Raw genomic sequence first — 14,532 nt, forward strand, 5'->3', positions numbered from 1 at the left:
TCACCCGGCGCGGCGGGTCTCACCACCGCGCTGCGGCCGGCCGGCGCGCCCCCGCTCCGGGACGTCCTGGTCGGCCCGCCACGGCACGCCGCGCTGCTCCCGCTCCGGGCGGAGCAGCGTGGCCAGCACGTGCGCCAGGTGATGCGACGTGCTCCAGGCGGTCCAGTTCGCCGGCGAGCCGGCACCCGCGCCGCGCCGCGCCCGGCGCACGATCTCGTGGTCGCCCCAGGAGAAGCTCGCGCCCGCGGCCGGCCAGTGCGGGGCCGCGACGAGCGTGCGGCACAGGTCGGCGAAGCTCTCGTCGCCCCGGCCGCCCCGGCGCGACCACCGGTAGACCCACCACGCACCGGTCGCGGTGTAGCGCAGCGTCGGCAGCCGGTCGCCCGGCCCGTCCGCCCCGGGCACCGCACAGCCCACGCCGTAGTCGCCGTAGCCGACCCCGAGGGCGACCAGGCACTGCCAGAGCTGCCAGTCGAAGCGGTCCAGGCGTACCGGCTCGTCGGTCGGGAGCCGGGCCAGCGTCGGCGGCATCCCGCCGGCCGCCACCGTCACCGAGCGCCAGGCGTGCCGCCGGGCCCACTCCACGAGCCGCCCGATCCGGGGCTCGGCCGACCGGACGTCGGCCGGGCAGCACACGTCCCCCGCGTCGACGAGCAGGTCGCACTGCTCCGGCACGAGCCGCGCCAGCCGCCATACCCGTTCCAGGGCCGCCGTGGTCGCGTCCGGGCCGGCCCGGTCCTGCCCGGTCCGCAGCCGGACCACCGCCCGCCGCGCGTACTCCCGGGCGGCCCCGCCGTGCGCCACCAACCGCCGGTCGCCCTCCGCGAGCCCGATCACCGGCACCAGCGGTACGCCCCAGCGGACCAGCTCGCTCTCCGCCGACTCCGGCAGCGCCGACACGTCGACGGCGGGAAGGAGCCCGGCCGGCAGCCGGCCGAGCAGGTCCACAGTGCACGGATCCACCGCGTGGACGTCGATGACCGGGGCGAGCAGCGGAGCGGTGGCGTCGTCGAGATGGGCCAGCGCCTCCAGCTCACCCCGGCGACCGGCCAGCACAGGGCGGTAGACCGGTTCCGCCGCCCGACCCCCGTGGGCGGGCACCATACTTCAATGTAGCGACCCGATCGCGTTCCGCCACAGGCTTTCCGGACCTCGTCGACAATCCATCCGTCCTGGTGACGGGCGGGCGCGGTCGGGTCCGGGCGGAACCATCCGCCCGGACCCGCGGCCCGGCACTCAGTCGTCGCCGCCGGACCGGTCGCCGCCGTGGTCGTCGTTCCGGTCGTGCGTGCGGCTTCCGTCGGCCGTGCGCCGCTCGACCTCGACCACGCTGCCGTCGCCGCGGTCGACCTTGATCTCGTACGTGGCCCCCGCGCGGACGACCTTCACACTCCACACCGGACTCCGGTGCTCGGTCTCCGCCTCGATTTCCACGATCCGGCCAGCGCCGAGCAGGGCCAGCGCGACCCTGCCGGCCTGCTGCCGGTCGACGGCACCACGTGGCGCGGTGGTGGGGGCGCCACGGGTCGGGGTCGTGCCCGCGGTCGCGGAGTCGTCCGCCCCGGGGTTGTCGTCGGCCGTTCCGGCGTTGTCGTCGGCCGCGCCGGCGCTGTCGGCGGTCACGGCGGCCGGCGCGGTGGCCGGACCCGACTTGTCGGCGGTGGTCACACCGATCGCCGCGCCGGTGCCCGCCAGCACCGCGGCCCCGCCGACCGCCGCGAGGACCAGGGAGGTTCGTCGCATCGTCTCCACCTCTTCTCGGTTGTGTGCCGAGCATCGGTCCGGGACGGCTAGCGGCGCGCTACCCGACGTCTAAGGGCCGGTTAAGGCCGCGCCCGGCCCGAGCCGGAGCGTCACCACCGCCCCGCCCCCGGGCCCGCCGCCCAGTTCCAGCCGGCCGCCGCTGGTCCGGGCGGCCCGGTCGGCGATGTCCAGACCCAGCCCGCTCGACCCGGTCCGGCTGGCGCCCCGCCGGGCCGACCCGGCCGGCAGGCCCGGGCCGGCGTCCGCCACGGCCAGCGCCACCAGCCCGGCGTCCTGGCCGAGCCGGACGGTGAACGGCGTGCCGTCCGGGGTGTGCGCGAACACGTTGCCCAGCAGCGCGTCCACGGCGGCGGCCAGCTCGTCACCGGACACCCGCACCGGCAACGGCCCGGGTGCGAGGTTCAGCGTCACGCTCCGCCCGGTGTCCTCGGCGAGCACCGACCAGAAGGCCACCCGCTCGGCGACCACAGCGGCGGCGTCGCAACCGCCGCCCTCGGCCGCCGTGCTGCGCCAGCGGGCCTGCCGGATCACGCCGGTCACCGCCCGCTCCAGTCCGTCCACGGCGGTGGTCAACCGGGTCGCGTCGTCCGGGTCGCGCAGCGACTCGGCCTCCAGCCGCAGCACGGTCAGCGGGGTGCGCAGGCGGTGCGACAGGTCGGCCACCTGCTCGCGCTCCTCGCGCAGCAGCACCTGGATCCGCTCGGCCAGGTGGTTCAGGGCGCCCGCGACCTCCCGCAGCTCGACCGGTCCGGCCGGCTCCACCCGGGCGTCCAGTTCGGCGTTCGCGAGCCGATGGGAGACCGCGCCCAGGTCGGCGATCGGCCGGACCAGGGTGCGGGCCAGCCGGTCGGCGACGCCCAGCCCCACCAGCACCAGGAGCAGGCCGAGCAGCGCCAGCACCAGCCAGGCCCGGGTCACCCCGGCGGTCAGCTCCGCGCGGGGGACGACCGTGCGGATCACCGCGGTCCCGTCCGGCCGGCCCTGAACTGCGATGACCACCTCGCGGCCGGCGGCCGACTCCACGGTGAGGCTCTGCCCGCGTGCGGCGAGGGCCACCGCGGGGGTACGCGGCACCCGCACCCCGAGCACGCTGCCGTCCGGCAGGAACACGCTCACCTCGCGGCCCGAGTCGGCGGCGAGGTGGTCGACGGTCAGCCGGACGGTGTCCGGGTCGGCCGTGCCGACCACCGCCACCAGGCTCTGCGCGTCGGCGGCGGCCCGGACCGTCGCCCGGTCCGCCGCGACGGCGCGCACCAGCACGGCCAGCGGCACCAGGAACGCGACCATGACGAGCACCCCGACGGCGGCGACCAGCAACGCGAGCCGGCCCCTCACCGGCTGCTCCCCGGCGGGTCCAGCCGCACCCCGACGCCCCGGACGGTGTGCAGGTAGCGCGGCTCCTGGGCGCTCTCGCCGAGCTTGCGGCGCAGCCAGGACAGGTGCACGTCGACGGTCTTGTCGGCACCGCCGTACGGGATGCGCCAGACCTCGGTGAGCAGCTCGCGCTTGGTGACCACCTGTCCGGGCCGGCCGGCGAGGTGGTGCAGCAGGTCGAACTCGCGGGGCGTCAGCTCGACCGGTGATCCGTCCAACGTGACCTGCCGGGCCCGCGGGTCGATCCGCAGCCCACCGACCACGAGCACCGGGTCCGTGCCGGTGTCGGCGGTGGAGCGGCGCAGCACCGCCCGCGCCCGGGCATCGAGCTGGGCCGCGGTGAAGGGCTTCACCAGGTAGTCGTCGGCGCCCGCGTCGAGCATCCGGACGATCTCGGCCTCGTCGTCGCGGGCGGTCGCCACGATGACCGGGACCGAGCTGACGGCGCGCAGCATCCGCAGCAACTCACCGCCGTCCAGGTCGGGCAGTCCCAGGTCGAGCACGACGAGATCGGGGCGATCGTCCAGCGCGTCGCGCAGCCCGTCCAGCGCGGTCGAGGCCGCGGCGACCGCGTGCCCGCGCTCGCGCAGGGCCCGGAGCAGCGGGGCGCGGATGGTCAGGTCGTCCTCGATGAGCAGCAGCCGGGCCACGGTTGGCAGGCTAGCCCTTCCCACCGCCCGGCCCCGCCTCGTTAACCCGGCCTTAGCGTTCCCCGGAGCCCGGCACAACCGCGGATCGGGGAGACTCGGGGCATGGGCCGTCGTCCGCTTCTCGCCGCCGCGGGGTGGCTGGCCACCACCGCCGCTGCGACCCTCGTCGGGCTGGCCGCGGTTCAACTGGTGGGCAGCGGCATCACCGGCACCCCGGGAGGCGTGCGCGACCAGCGGGAGGTGGCTCGCGCGCTCGCCTCGCCCGCGCCGGTGGCCACGACGCCGGGCGCGGATCCCACGCCGGGCGCCACGCCGGCGGCCGCCGCGGCGAACCGCCCGCCGGCTGCGAGCGGGACCGAGCGCACCTTCCGCACCGCCGGAGGGACCGCCCTCGCCGAGTGCGGGCCGGACGGGGTGCGCCTGGTGTCCTGGTCCCCGGCGCAGGGCTACCGGGTGAAGGAGGTCGACCGGGGCCCGGACGACCGTGTCGAGGTCCGGTTCGTCGGCCCCGAGGGGGAACACGAGCTGCGCCTGCGCTGCCGTGGCTCCGAGCCGGTCGCCACCCCCGACGACTGATGTTTTCCCAGCTCAGAGCGGTCCACTGTCCTTGATCGGACAGTGCTGTCGCTGGTTGGTGGACGGTGGGCCGGCATAGCTTCGGGAGCATGCCGCCGCCGCACCGGCGGCAGGAAGGACCCCCATGTCCAGCTCCAGATCGAGGCGGGGCTCGGCCGGCCAGCCCGCCCCCGACGTGGCGGAGGTCGCCCGCGCCGACAGTGAAATCAACTCCTGCACACCGGCCGGCCTGCCGGCCACCGCCCGCGTCCTGTTCGCCGTGGTCGACGCGACCGGCGCCCTGGTCCGGGGTCTCGGCGCCACCTCGGCCACCCGGCTGGCGACCGGGATGTACCAGGTCGGCTTCGACCAGGACGTCGCCGGCGCCGCGTACATCGGCACCGTGGGCCCGGCGGCGGGCGGCCTGGCCCCGCAGGGGGCGATCACCGTGGCGCCGCGGACCGGCATCCCCAACGCGGTCTTCGTCGAGACGTACGCCGCGAGCGGCCACACCGACCGCCCGTTCCACCTGGCCGTTCTCGCCTGACCCCACGCGGTCGGGTCCCTGTGGCAGCATCGCGCGGTGCGTCCCCACCGCCTGTTCGTCGCGGCCGCGATCCTGCTGGCCCTCGCCCACCTGGTCGGGCGCTGGTTCGCCCAGCCGCTGCTCCCGGCCGCGCAGGCCCTCGCCTGGTGCGCCCTGGCCGGCGCCGCCCTGGCCGCACCCGACCTGCCCCGGCGCGCCCGGTACGGGCTGGCGGTGGCCGGTCTCGCCGTCGCCGTGGCGCTCCGTCCGGGTAGCGGCGAGCGGCAGTTCCTCTGGGTTGGGGAGCCGCCGGTCGAGCCAGGGTGGACCGGGGACCGACTCCTGTGGGGCGTCGCTGGGATCGGGCTCGCGGTGGCCGTGTCCGCCCTGCCGAGGCGGGCGCCGGATCGGCGTCGCACAGCGGTCGCCGTCGCGCTGGCCGGGCTGGCCGGGCTGCTCGCCGTGTTCCGTGACTCCGTCGCCCTCCTGCCCCCGTACGTGCTGCCGCCCGACGCGGCCGACGTGCTGCCGCCGTACCTCGTGCTCGTGACCTTGGCCCTGGTGGCTCTGGTCCGGTCGGGGTCGGTGTCCGTCACCCTGGGCCTGGGTCTCGCGGCGGTGGCCGCGCTCGGCGTGGCCCCGCCGGCCTGGCCGGCGGGCGGCGCACCGGGCCCGGGTCTGGTCTTCTACAGCGTGGAGGCATACCAGGTCGGGACGACCGCCGGCGGGATCTGGGCCGACCTGCTGGGGTTCGTCGCGGCGGCGCTGGTGCTGGGTGGGTGCCGGTGGGCGCACCGGGTGCGCACACGAGCGCACGGCGCCGCCCGACCTGGGTCGTAACGTCGCCGCGCTCTGGCCGTCTCCCACCACCGCAGCCGTACGGCGGTACGAAAGCGGGGACCTGGCTCGACCGGCCCAGCCCGCACCGGTCTTGTGAGCGCACATGCCCGTCCAGAGGGGATCCAAACCCCGCATAGGTGGGGAATTCCACCATTTGCGAGTCCCGGCGTGAGCGGCGCGGGGACCGGGTATGAGCGGGCCATGGAGCATTTCACGATCGCGACCGTCGCCGAGAAGAGCCCCGACTTCCGCCGCGTGCTGTGGACCGGCCAGCACACCCAGCTGGTGATCATGACGATCCCGGCGGGCGGGGAGATCGGCGAAGAGGTCCACGAGGACATCGACCAGATCCTGACCTTCGTCAGCGGCACCGGCGAGGCGCGGGTGGCCGGGGAGAAGAAGGAGGTCGTGGCGGGCGACCTGGTGGTCGTCCCGGCCGGCACGAAGCACAACTTCGTCAACACGGGCCCCAACCCGCTGGTGCTGTACACGGTGTACGGCCCGCCGGAGCACGCCGACGGGGCGGTGCACCGGACCAAGGAGGAGGCCGACGCGGCCGAGGAGGCCGGCGAGGACGAGCCGCCCACCTCCTGACCGCCGCCGACCCGCGGCCAGGCGTCGGCCCTGTCGCCGTGGCGGTCCACCACCACGTGCCTCAAGGAGGACCACCGTGCAGATCTCACGTGCCCGGCTCCGACGCCCGCTGCTGCTCGCGGCGGGCGCCGGGGTCACCGCGGCGCCGCTCGCCGCCGGGACAGTGCCGTCGGCCTTCGCCGCCACCGTCTTCTCCGACACCTTCGCCGACGGCGACTCCGCCGGCGGTCCGGCGCGGGCGACCCGCCTCCGGGGCGCCCGCGTCACACCGTAGGCACGCCCGAGACGTCCACCGTCTCCGGGTACTTGAGGCCCGCGCCGGTGTTCAACACCACCACCCGCTCGCCGGGCCGGATCCAGCCCCCGGCCCGCAACTGCCGGGCGGCGGTCAGGCAGGCCGCGCCCTCCGGGCAGAGCAGCAGCCCCTCCCGGGCGGCGAAGTCACGCAGGTCGGCGAGGATCTCCGCGTCCTCCACGGCGATCGCGGTGCCGCTGCTCTCCCGCAGCGCGGCCAGGATCAGCTCGTCGCCGAGCGGGGCCGGCACGGTGATGCCGAACGCCAGGGTGTGCGCGTCCGCCCACGGCGTGGCCCGCGACTCGCCGGACGCGAACGCCCGGACGATCGGCGCGCAGCCGGTGGACTGCACGGCGACCAGGCGGGGCAGCCGGTCCTCCACCCACCCCAGCTCGCGCAGCTCGTGCAGCGCCTTGTGGATGCCGATGAGCCCGACGCCGCCCCCGGTCGGATAGATGATCACGTCGGGCACCTGCCAGCCGAGCTGCTCGACGATCTCGTACCCCATGGTCTTCTTGCCCTCGAGCCGGTACGGCTCGCGCAGCGTGCCGGCGTCGAAGACCCGCCCGCCCGACTCGGCGACCAGCGTGGCCACCCACCGGCCGGCGTCGCTGATCAGGCCGTCCACCAGCCGCAGGTCCGCCCCGGCGGCGACGCACTCCCGCCGACAGATGGTCGGCGCGTCGAGCGGCATGGCGATGGTGGCGCCCATCCCGGCCCGGGCCGCGTACGTCGCCCAGGCCGCACCGGCGTTGCCGTTGGTCGGCATGGCGATCCGCTCGACGCCCAGCTCACGGGCCCGGCTCACGCCGACCGCCGCGCCCCGGGCCTTGAACGACCCGGTCGGGGTAAGCCCCTCGTCCTTCACGATCAGGTCCGGGATCCCGATCTCCTGCCCGTAGGCCGGCGCGCGCAGCAGCGGCGTCCAGCCCTCGCCCAGCGTGGTGACGAAGCGGGGATCGGCCACCGGCAGCAGCTCCCGGTAGCGCCACAGGTCGGCCGGGCGGAGCCCGAACTGCTCGGGGGTGACCGCCGCGGCCACGGCGGCCAGGTCGTAGCGGGCCAGCAGCGGGGAACCGCACCCGCACAGGTTCTGCAGCCGGTCGGCCGGATGCTGGTCGCCGCAGCGCGGGCACTCCAGGTGCGTCAGGTGCACAAGGCTCCTCAGCTCGGGTCGAGGCTCAGCCAGTGCCGGCTGCGCCGACCCGGCTCGTAGGGGGAGTCGAGGCGCTTGGCCACCACCCCCGGGAGCCCCTGTTCGCGGGCGGTCCGCAGGGCGTCCGCGCCGACCCCCGGGAACCACGGCGGAGTCTGCCAGTGTGGGCCGGTCAGCGCCAGACCGTCGAGCAGTTCCCGGCGCTGCGCGTACGGGACGTCGAGGCTGGTCACGCCCTCCAGCCAGAGCAGGTCGACGGCGAGGAACTGGCCGTCGCGCTTCGTCGGCGGCTTCACCCGCCCGCCCGGGTCGATCCGCACCAGCACGCCGTCCAGCACCGCCTCGACCGGCGCCAACTCCTCGGCCATCGCCCGCAGCCACGGGTACGCCCCGCCGATCTCCTCGTCGGAGTCGTCGAGCAGCCGCAGGCGACCGCCGGAGACGTACGCCATGGCCCGCACCCCGTCCCAGCGCAGCTCGTACCCCCAGGCGGCCTCGTCCCTGGGCAGCCCCTTGCCGGGGGTGGTGTGCATCGGCCGGACCAGCTCGGGCATCGGCGTCCAGCCCTCCGGCGCCGGGTCGGTGCGGCGGACCATCCAGTCCCGGCCCCGGCCCCCGGTGGCGAAGAGCACGTACCGCCCCTTCGTCCGCCGGCCGTCCAGGACCACGATCACCTCGTCGTCGCGCCACTTCTCCACCCGGTAGGTGCCGGTGTCGTGGACGGTCATCCTCCCGCCGCCGTACTCGCCGGCCGGGATCTCGCCGTGGAAGGTGAGGTACTCCATCGGGTGGTCCTCGGTGTGCACGGCGAGGTGGTTGCGGCCCGGGTCGCGGGGCAGCCCCCGCGGCACCGCCCAGGAGGCCAGCACGCCGTCGTGCTCCAGCCGCAGGTCCCAGTGCAGGCTCCGGGCGTGGTGCTGCTGGATGACGAACCGGGGCTTGCGCCGCGCGGCCCGCTTCCGCTCCGAGGTCTCCTCCGGCACCGGCTCCGGGGTACGCGCCGCGTCCCGTTTCCGCCGGTACTCCTCCAGCCGGTCAGCCACCCCCGCATTCTCCGGCAGGTCCGGCCTCGTCGCCCGGTTCCTGCCTCTTCCGTTCCATTCGGCCGCCGCTCGGCGGGTCGCCGGCATGGCGGCGGCCATCACGGGTAGAAGCGTCCGTATGGACCTCGACCAGCCCACCGTCCCGCTCACCGGCGACGTCCGGATGCCGCTGCTCGGCTTCGGCACCTGGCAGGCCACCGGCAACGCCGGGTACGACGCCGTGCTCGCCGCCCTCGACGCCGGTTACCGGCACATCGACACCGCCACGATGTACGGCAACGAGAAGGAGGTCGGCCGGGCGATCACGGAGAGCGGGCTGCGCCGCGAGGACCTCTTCATCACCACGAAGCTGCCGCCCGACCGGGTGGGCCGGGAACGGGAGACCATCGAGGCCAGCCTGGCCGCCCTCGACACCGACCACGTCGACCTGTGGCTGATCCACTGGCCGCCGTCCTCGCCCGCCGACAGCATCCCCGTCTGGCGCGAGATGCTCGCGGCCCGGGACGAGAACCTGGCGCGGGCCGTCGGGGTGAGCAACTACAGCATCAGCCAGATCGACGAGCTCATCCAGGCCACCGAGGAGACGCCGGCGGTCAACCAGATCCGCTGGAGCCCGTCCCTGTACGACCGGCAGGTGCACGCCGCGCACCGGGACCGCGGGGTGGTGCTGGAGGGCTACAGCCCGTTCAAGACCAGTGACCTCTCCGACCCGGTGCTGGTCCGGATCGCCCAGGCGCACGACGTCTCGCCGGCCCAGGTGGTGCTGCGCTGGCACATCGACCACGAGATCGTGGTCATCCCGAAGTCGGTCACCCCGGAGCGGATCCGGGTCAACGCCGACGTGTTCCGCTTCTCGCTCACCGCCGAGGAGATGCGCGACATCGACGCCCTCGGCGGCTGACGGCCAGCGGCGGCGTCGAGCGTGAGGCGGGGCGCGGCCCGTGCGGACCGCGCCCCGGGATCAGGTGGGTGTCACGCCCTGGTGCAGGTGCTGCCGTTCAGGGTGAAGCTGGTGGGCGTGGAGAATCCGCCGCTCAGCGTGGCCTGGTAGCCGAAGCTGGTCGAGGCTCCGGGGGCCAGCGTGCCGTTGTAGCTCAGGTTCCGGGCGGTCACCGCGGACCCGCTCTGCGTCACGGTGGCGTTCCACGAGCCCGTGATGGTCTGCCCGGAGGGCAGGTTGTAGTTCAGCGTCCAGCCGTTGACGGCGCTGGAGCCGGTGTTGGTGATCGTCACGTCGGCGGTGAAGCCGTTGTTCCAGACGTTGGTGGCGTAGCGCACCGAGCAGGCCGCGTTGCCCGGCGGCGGGGTGCTCGGCGGCGGCGTGGTGGCCGGCGGGGTGGTCGGCGTGGTGCCGCCGGTGTTGACGCTCTGCGAGAACGAGTTGACGGCCAGGCCGACGCCGCCCTGCCACGGCTCGAAGCCGGCCTGGATGCTGGTCAGGTACCAGTCGCTGGTGATCGCGCCCCGGCTCCGGGTGTCGTTGATGAACGCCATGGCGTCGAAGCTCATGCTCGTGATGGGGGACGGCGCCACGTACGAGATGACGTTGTTCGAGCCGTTGCTGCCCCGCCAGACCTCCCAGGTCCGGCCCGCGACGCTGGCGGTGCCGACCACCGAGCCGATCGGCTGGATCGGGCCCTGCCGGTTGAACCAGACCATGATCTCCATCTGGCTGACCCCGTCCTTCTTCGGCGTCGGGTCGAGCCAGATGTCGTACGCGGCGTCGTAGACCGCGCCGCTCACGTAGGTGTAGCTGATGCTGCTCGGCGCGCTGCTGATGCTCTTCACCTGGATCGGCAGGTTGGTGCCGGGCGAGCAGTTCGTGTAGTGGCAGCCCACGAAGATCGACGGGTACGAGACCGGCGCGCCGCTGGTGTTCCCCACCCCGTCCTGACGGGTGATCGAGAAGCCGGTGGAGGTCACGTTGATGCACTGCTGCGCGCTGGTGCCCCAGCGGTTGTTCTGCACGACGTACTTTCCGCCGATTGTGGTCGACCCGTACTGCTCGCAGATCTGGGTGTCGGCGGAGGCGGTGCCGCCGAGCGCGACGGCGACGATGGAGCCGGCGGCCAGCAGGCCGGCCGCGGCGAGGGCCCTCAGTGGACGCTTCATGATGCTCCGATTCGTGTCGGTGGGCGATGCCGGGAGCGCTCCCACCCTTACGCCAACACATTTACATGTCTGAAACTCCAGCGCAACCGTTCCGGTCGGGTCGATTGATGTGACGGCCCGGCCGGGTCCCCCGGTCGGAGCGGGATTCCCGCCGGTGGGAGGGCTCCCGGTCGCTGACCGGGCCTCCACGCCGGGGCCGATGGGCACTTCCGCCCCTTGGTTGCGGCGAGTAATGTCTTGCCTCCAACGCGTTCCGAACCCCTCCGGAGGCGTACCCAACAATGGGTGGTTCCCCCCTGCGCATCCTCGTCGTCGGCGCGGGCATCGCCGGTCTCGCCGTGGCCCGGGCGCTGCGCCTGGCGGGGTTCCGCCCCGACGTGACCGAGAAGCTGCCCCCGACCGAGCGCGCCGACATCGGCCTCTACCTCCCGGGCAACGCGGCCCGCGCGCTGCGCCGGCTCGACCTGGACGGCCCGGTACGCCCCCTCGGCGAGGTCATCCACCGCCAGCGCTTCCTGGACGCCACCGGCGCGGCGCTCTGCGAGGTCGACCTCGACACGCTGTGGGCCGGGGTGGGGGAGTGCCGCGCGCTGCCCCGCGCCGAGCTGCACCGGGTGCTGCTCACCGGCGCCGGCGGCGCCGTCCGGCACGGCGCCGAGATCACCACCGTCGAGCCGCTGCCCGGCGGCGTCGCGGTCGGCTTCACCGACGGCACGAGCGGCGAGTACGACCTGGTCATCGGCGCCGACGGGCCCCGCTCGGCGGTGCGCACCCTGGCCGCGCTCGGCGGCCCGCCCCGCCCCGCCGGCCAGGTGGTCTACCGCAGCGTGGTGCGCGGCGGCCCCCGGGTCGCCGACTGGACCGCACTGCTCGGCCAGCGCGCCGGCTTCCTGGTGGTGCCGCTCGGCGCCGGCCGGCTGCACTGTTACGCCGACGAGGCCGGCACCAGCCTGCCGGCCGACCCGCTCGCCCGGCTGCACGAGCTGTTCGACGACTACGGCGGGCCGGTGCCCGAGGTGCTCGCCGCCCTGGAGACCGTGGACGTGGAGCTCACCGAGGAGGTCGAGCTGGGACGCTGGTTCCATGGTCGGGTGCTGCTCGTCGGTGACGCGGCTCACGCCACCGCGCCGACGCTCTCCCAGGGCGCCGCCATGGCACTGGAGGACGCCGTGGTGCTCGCCGAGTCGCTGCGGGCCGCCGGCAGCGTCGAGGCCGCCCTGCTCGCGTACGAGAGTCGCCGCCGCCCGCGTACCCGCTGGGTGCGGGACCGGACCCGGGACCGCAACCGCACCCGCGACGTGCCGCCGGCACTGCGCGATCCGTTGCTGCGCGGACGCGGCGGACGGATCTTCCAGGAGCACTACCGGCTGCTGACCGGCCCGCTGTAGAAGGGCCGGTGATCGTAGCCGCCACCCCACGAAGCGGGGCCACCTACCGGGGACTATCCTCCTTGCGGATGACGGCTGCGCAGATCAAGAGCGCGCCGAGCGGGACAACCCAGAACCGGAGGCCACTCGTGACCACCGTCGCACCCAAGCCGGTCGTGACCCGGCCCTGGCCGGTCCGCGAGCCGGTCAAGGGGTCGGCAATCGCGCGGCTGCTGCGCACCACGGACGCGAAGCAGATCGGGATCATGTACATGGTCACCGCGTTCGCGTTCTTCATGATCGGTGGCCTCATGGCCCTGATCATGCGCGCCGAGCTGGCGCGGCCGGGCCTGCAGTTCCTGTCGCCCGAGCAGTACAACCAGCTCTTCACCATGCACGGCACGATCATGCTGCTGTTCTTCGCGACGCCGATCGTGTTCGCCTTCGCGAACTACGTGGTGCCGCTGCAGATCGGCGCGCCTGACGTGTCGTTCCCCCGCCTGAACGCCTTCGCCTACTGGCTGTACCTGTTCGGTGGCACCATGGCCACCGCCGGTTTCATCGCCCCGGGCGGCGCGGCCGACTTCGGCTGGACGGCCTACACCCCGCTGAGCACCGCCGAGCACTCGCCGGGCGTGGGCGCGAACATGTGGGTTGTCGGCCTGGCCATCTCCGGTCTGGGCACCATCCTCGGCGCGGTCAACCTGATCACCACGATCCTGACCCTGCGCGCCCCCGGCATGACCATGTTCCGGATGCCGATCTTCACCTGGAACATGCTGGTCACCAGCCTGCTGGCGATCCTGGTCTTCCCGCTGCTGGCCGCCGCGCTGTTCGCGCTCGCCGCGGACCGCCTGATCGGCGCGCACGTGTACGACCCCGCCACCGGCGGGCCGATGCTCTGGCAGCACCTGTTCTGGTTCTTCGGGCACCCCGAGGTCTACATCATCGCGCTGCCGTTCTTCGGCATCATCACCGAGATCATCCCGGTGTTCTCCCGGAAGCCGATCTTCGGTTACAAGGGTCTGGTCGCCGCCACCATCGCCATCGCCGCCCTGTCGATGAGCGTGTGGGCGCACCACATGTTCGCCACCGGCCAGGTGCTGCTGCCGTTCTTCAGCTTCCTGAGCTACCTGATCGCCGTGCCGACCGGCATGAAGTTCTTCAACTGGATCGGCACCATGTGGCGGGGCCAGATCACCTTCGAGACGCCGATGCTCTTCGCGATCGGCTTCCTGGTGACCTTCCTCTTCGGTGGCCTGACCGGTGTGCTGCTGGCCAGCCCGCCGCTCGACTTCCACCTGCACGACTCGTACTTCGTGGTGGCGCACTTCCACTACGTGCTCTTCGGCACCATCGTGTTCGCCGTGTTCGGCGGCATCTACTTCTGGTTCCCGAAGATGTTCGGCCGGATGCTCGACGAGCGGCTCGGCAAGATCCACTTCTGGCTGACCATGATCGGTTTCCACACCACGTTCCTGGTGCAGCACTGGCTCGGCGCGGAGGGCATGCCCCGCCGCTACGCCGACTACCTGCCCGGTGACGGCTTCACGTTCCTGAACACGCTGTCCACCGTCGGCGCCTTCATCACCGGCATCTCGACCCTGCCGTTCATCTGGAACTGCTGGAAGTCGTACAAGACCGGTCCGGTGGTCGAGGTCGACGACCCGTGGGGCCACGGCAACTCGCTCGAGTGGGCCACCAGCTCGCCGCCGCCGCTGCGGAACTTCGACCGGATGCCGCGGATCCGCTCCGAGCGGCCGGCGTTCGACCACAAGTTCCCCGAGCTTGCCGCGGGTCAGTCGCTGGCCGGCCCGCCGGAGGGCGGCGCCAAGCCGCTCACCGCGGAGTCCGACGGTGGCGCCACGTACCAGGAGGACACCGAGGGCCGGCTCGACAAGAGCTGACCCAGGCCGACCCGAGCACGGGCGCCGCACCCTTCGGGGTGCGGCGCCCGTCGCGTTTCCGCGCGGCGCGCCGCGCGCGGCGTGGTGCCGGCGCCCGCCCTCCGCCCTGCGGCGTTGATCAAGGAGTTTGCGTCAGGAATGGCCTGAATCCTGACGCAAACCTCTTGATCAACGGCCCGGGTAGCGGGTGGGGAGAGCGTGAGTCGGCCCGCCGGGGCGACGCGCGGCTCGCGCGAGCCGGGGCCGGGGGGAGGGAGGCGTAGGCCGCCGGCTCGGCTCCGCCGGGCGTTGGGGCCCGGGCCGCGTGTTCAGGAACGTGAAGCCGTCACCGGGCAGGTAGTCGGCGTAG

Annotated in this window: 15 protein-coding genes; 8 read left to right on the top strand and 7 right to left on the bottom strand. The window is 74.0% G+C overall.

Annotated features, from left to right (window positions below):
* The 4 genes from F8274_RS16300 to F8274_RS16315 all read right to left on the bottom strand — a co-directional run bounded on the left by F8274_RS16300 (position 1) and on the right by F8274_RS16315 (position 3,788).
* Positions 1-1,104 carry a beta family protein gene (locus tag F8274_RS16300; protein ID WP_192579860.1) on the bottom strand — a complete coding sequence of 368 codons (1,104 nt, stop codon included), beginning with the start codon at positions 1,102-1,104 and terminating at the stop codon, positions 1-3.
* A 132-nt stretch (positions 1,105-1,236) separates the two neighbouring features.
* Positions 1,237-1,743, bottom strand: a complete 507-nt coding sequence (locus F8274_RS31270; RefSeq protein ID WP_192579861.1) for a PepSY domain-containing protein — start codon at positions 1,741-1,743, stop codon at positions 1,237-1,239.
* Positions 1,744-1,812: 69 nt separating this feature from the next.
* On the bottom strand, positions 1,813-3,099 hold the full coding sequence (locus F8274_RS16310) for a HAMP domain-containing sensor histidine kinase (protein ID WP_151463244.1): 1,287 nt from the start codon (positions 3,097-3,099) through the stop codon (positions 1,813-1,815).
* Entirely contained in the window at positions 3,096-3,788 is a 693-nt protein-coding gene (locus tag F8274_RS16315; protein WP_151463245.1) for a response regulator transcription factor, read from the bottom strand. Before F8274_RS16315 ends, F8274_RS16310 begins: the two co-directional genes overlap by 4 nt.
* A gap of 102 nt (positions 3,789-3,890) precedes the next feature.
* On the opposite strand from F8274_RS16315, the gene F8274_RS16320 reads away from it, so the two are divergent.
* The 5 genes from F8274_RS16320 (at position 3,891) to F8274_RS16340 (ending at position 6,577) form a co-directional block, all read left to right on the top strand.
* Positions 3,891-4,364: a septum formation initiator gene (locus F8274_RS16320; RefSeq protein ID WP_151463246.1), complete on the top strand. Its 474-nt coding sequence runs from the start codon at positions 3,891-3,893 to the stop codon at positions 4,362-4,364.
* 124 nt (positions 4,365-4,488) lie between these two features.
* A complete protein-coding gene (locus F8274_RS16325) occupies positions 4,489-4,890 on the top strand; it encodes a hypothetical protein (RefSeq protein ID WP_151463247.1) in 402 nt (133 codons plus the stop codon).
* 36 nt (positions 4,891-4,926) lie between these two features.
* Positions 4,927-5,709 carry a hypothetical protein gene (locus F8274_RS16330; protein ID WP_151463248.1) on the top strand — a complete coding sequence of 261 codons (783 nt, stop codon included), beginning with the start codon at positions 4,927-4,929 and terminating at the stop codon, positions 5,707-5,709.
* Between the two features lie 201 nt (positions 5,710-5,910).
* Entirely contained in the window at positions 5,911-6,303 is a 393-nt protein-coding gene (locus F8274_RS16335; RefSeq protein WP_151463249.1) for a cupin domain-containing protein, read from the top strand.
* A gap of 76 nt (positions 6,304-6,379) precedes the next feature.
* Positions 6,380-6,577: a hypothetical protein gene (locus tag F8274_RS16340; protein WP_151463250.1), complete on the top strand. Its 198-nt coding sequence runs from the start codon at positions 6,380-6,382 to the stop codon at positions 6,575-6,577.
* Here F8274_RS16340 and F8274_RS16345 read toward each other — a convergent pair.
* Positions 6,567-7,754: a threonine synthase gene (locus F8274_RS16345; RefSeq protein ID WP_151463251.1), complete on the bottom strand. Its 1,188-nt coding sequence runs from the start codon at positions 7,752-7,754 to the stop codon at positions 6,567-6,569. The two genes, F8274_RS16340 and F8274_RS16345, sit on opposite strands and share 11 nt — an antisense overlap.
* 8 nt (positions 7,755-7,762) lie before the next feature.
* A complete protein-coding gene (locus F8274_RS16350) occupies positions 7,763-8,797 on the bottom strand; it encodes a DNA polymerase ligase N-terminal domain-containing protein (RefSeq protein WP_151463252.1) in 1,035 nt (344 codons plus the stop codon).
* A gap of 118 nt (positions 8,798-8,915) precedes the next feature.
* On the opposite strand from F8274_RS16350, the gene F8274_RS16355 reads away from it, so the two are divergent.
* Positions 8,916-9,698 (top strand): aldo/keto reductase, encoded by a 783-nt coding sequence (locus F8274_RS16355; protein ID WP_151463253.1) that lies wholly within the window; start codon positions 8,916-8,918, stop codon positions 9,696-9,698.
* Positions 9,699-9,769: 71 nt separating this feature from the next.
* On the opposite strand, the gene F8274_RS16360 is transcribed toward F8274_RS16355, so the two are convergent.
* Positions 9,770-10,909 carry a cellulose binding domain-containing protein gene (locus tag F8274_RS16360; RefSeq protein WP_151463254.1) on the bottom strand — a complete coding sequence of 380 codons (1,140 nt, stop codon included), beginning with the start codon at positions 10,907-10,909 and terminating at the stop codon, positions 9,770-9,772.
* 281 nt (positions 10,910-11,190) lie between these two features.
* On the opposite strand from F8274_RS16360, the gene F8274_RS16365 reads away from it, so the two are divergent.
* Positions 11,191-12,297: an FAD-dependent monooxygenase gene (locus F8274_RS16365; protein ID WP_151463255.1), complete on the top strand. Its 1,107-nt coding sequence runs from the start codon at positions 11,191-11,193 to the stop codon at positions 12,295-12,297.
* Between the two features lie 128 nt (positions 12,298-12,425).
* Complete coding sequence (gene ctaD / locus F8274_RS16370; RefSeq protein WP_151463256.1) at positions 12,426-14,183, top strand: cytochrome c oxidase subunit I; 1,758 nt, start codon at positions 12,426-12,428, stop codon at positions 14,181-14,183.
* Positions 14,184-14,532 lie beyond the last annotated feature (349 nt).

Source organism: Micromonospora sp. AMSO31t, from assembly GCF_008868175.1.
Classification (GTDB): domain Bacteria; phylum Actinomycetota; class Actinomycetes; order Mycobacteriales; family Micromonosporaceae; genus Micromonospora.

Coding starts and splice junctions, on each gene's coding strand:
- F8274_RS16300 (WP_192579860.1), bottom strand. CDS start 1,104: ATGGTGCCCGCCCACGGGGGTCGGGCGGCGGAACCGGTCTACCGCCCT.
- F8274_RS31270 (WP_192579861.1), bottom strand. CDS start 1,743: ATGCGACGAACCTCCCTGGTCCTCGCGGCGGTCGGCGGGGCCGCGGTG.
- F8274_RS16320 (WP_151463246.1), top strand. CDS start 3,891: ATGGGCCGTCGTCCGCTTCTCGCCGCCGCGGGGTGGCTGGCCACCACC.
- F8274_RS16325 (WP_151463247.1), top strand. CDS start 4,489: ATGTCCAGCTCCAGATCGAGGCGGGGCTCGGCCGGCCAGCCCGCCCCC.
- F8274_RS16335 (WP_151463249.1), top strand. CDS start 5,911: ATGGAGCATTTCACGATCGCGACCGTCGCCGAGAAGAGCCCCGACTTC.
- F8274_RS16355 (WP_151463253.1), top strand. CDS start 8,916: ATGGACCTCGACCAGCCCACCGTCCCGCTCACCGGCGACGTCCGGATG.
- F8274_RS16360 (WP_151463254.1), bottom strand. CDS start 10,909: ATGAAGCGTCCACTGAGGGCCCTCGCCGCGGCCGGCCTGCTGGCCGCC.
- F8274_RS16365 (WP_151463255.1), top strand. CDS start 11,191: ATGGGTGGTTCCCCCCTGCGCATCCTCGTCGTCGGCGCGGGCATCGCC.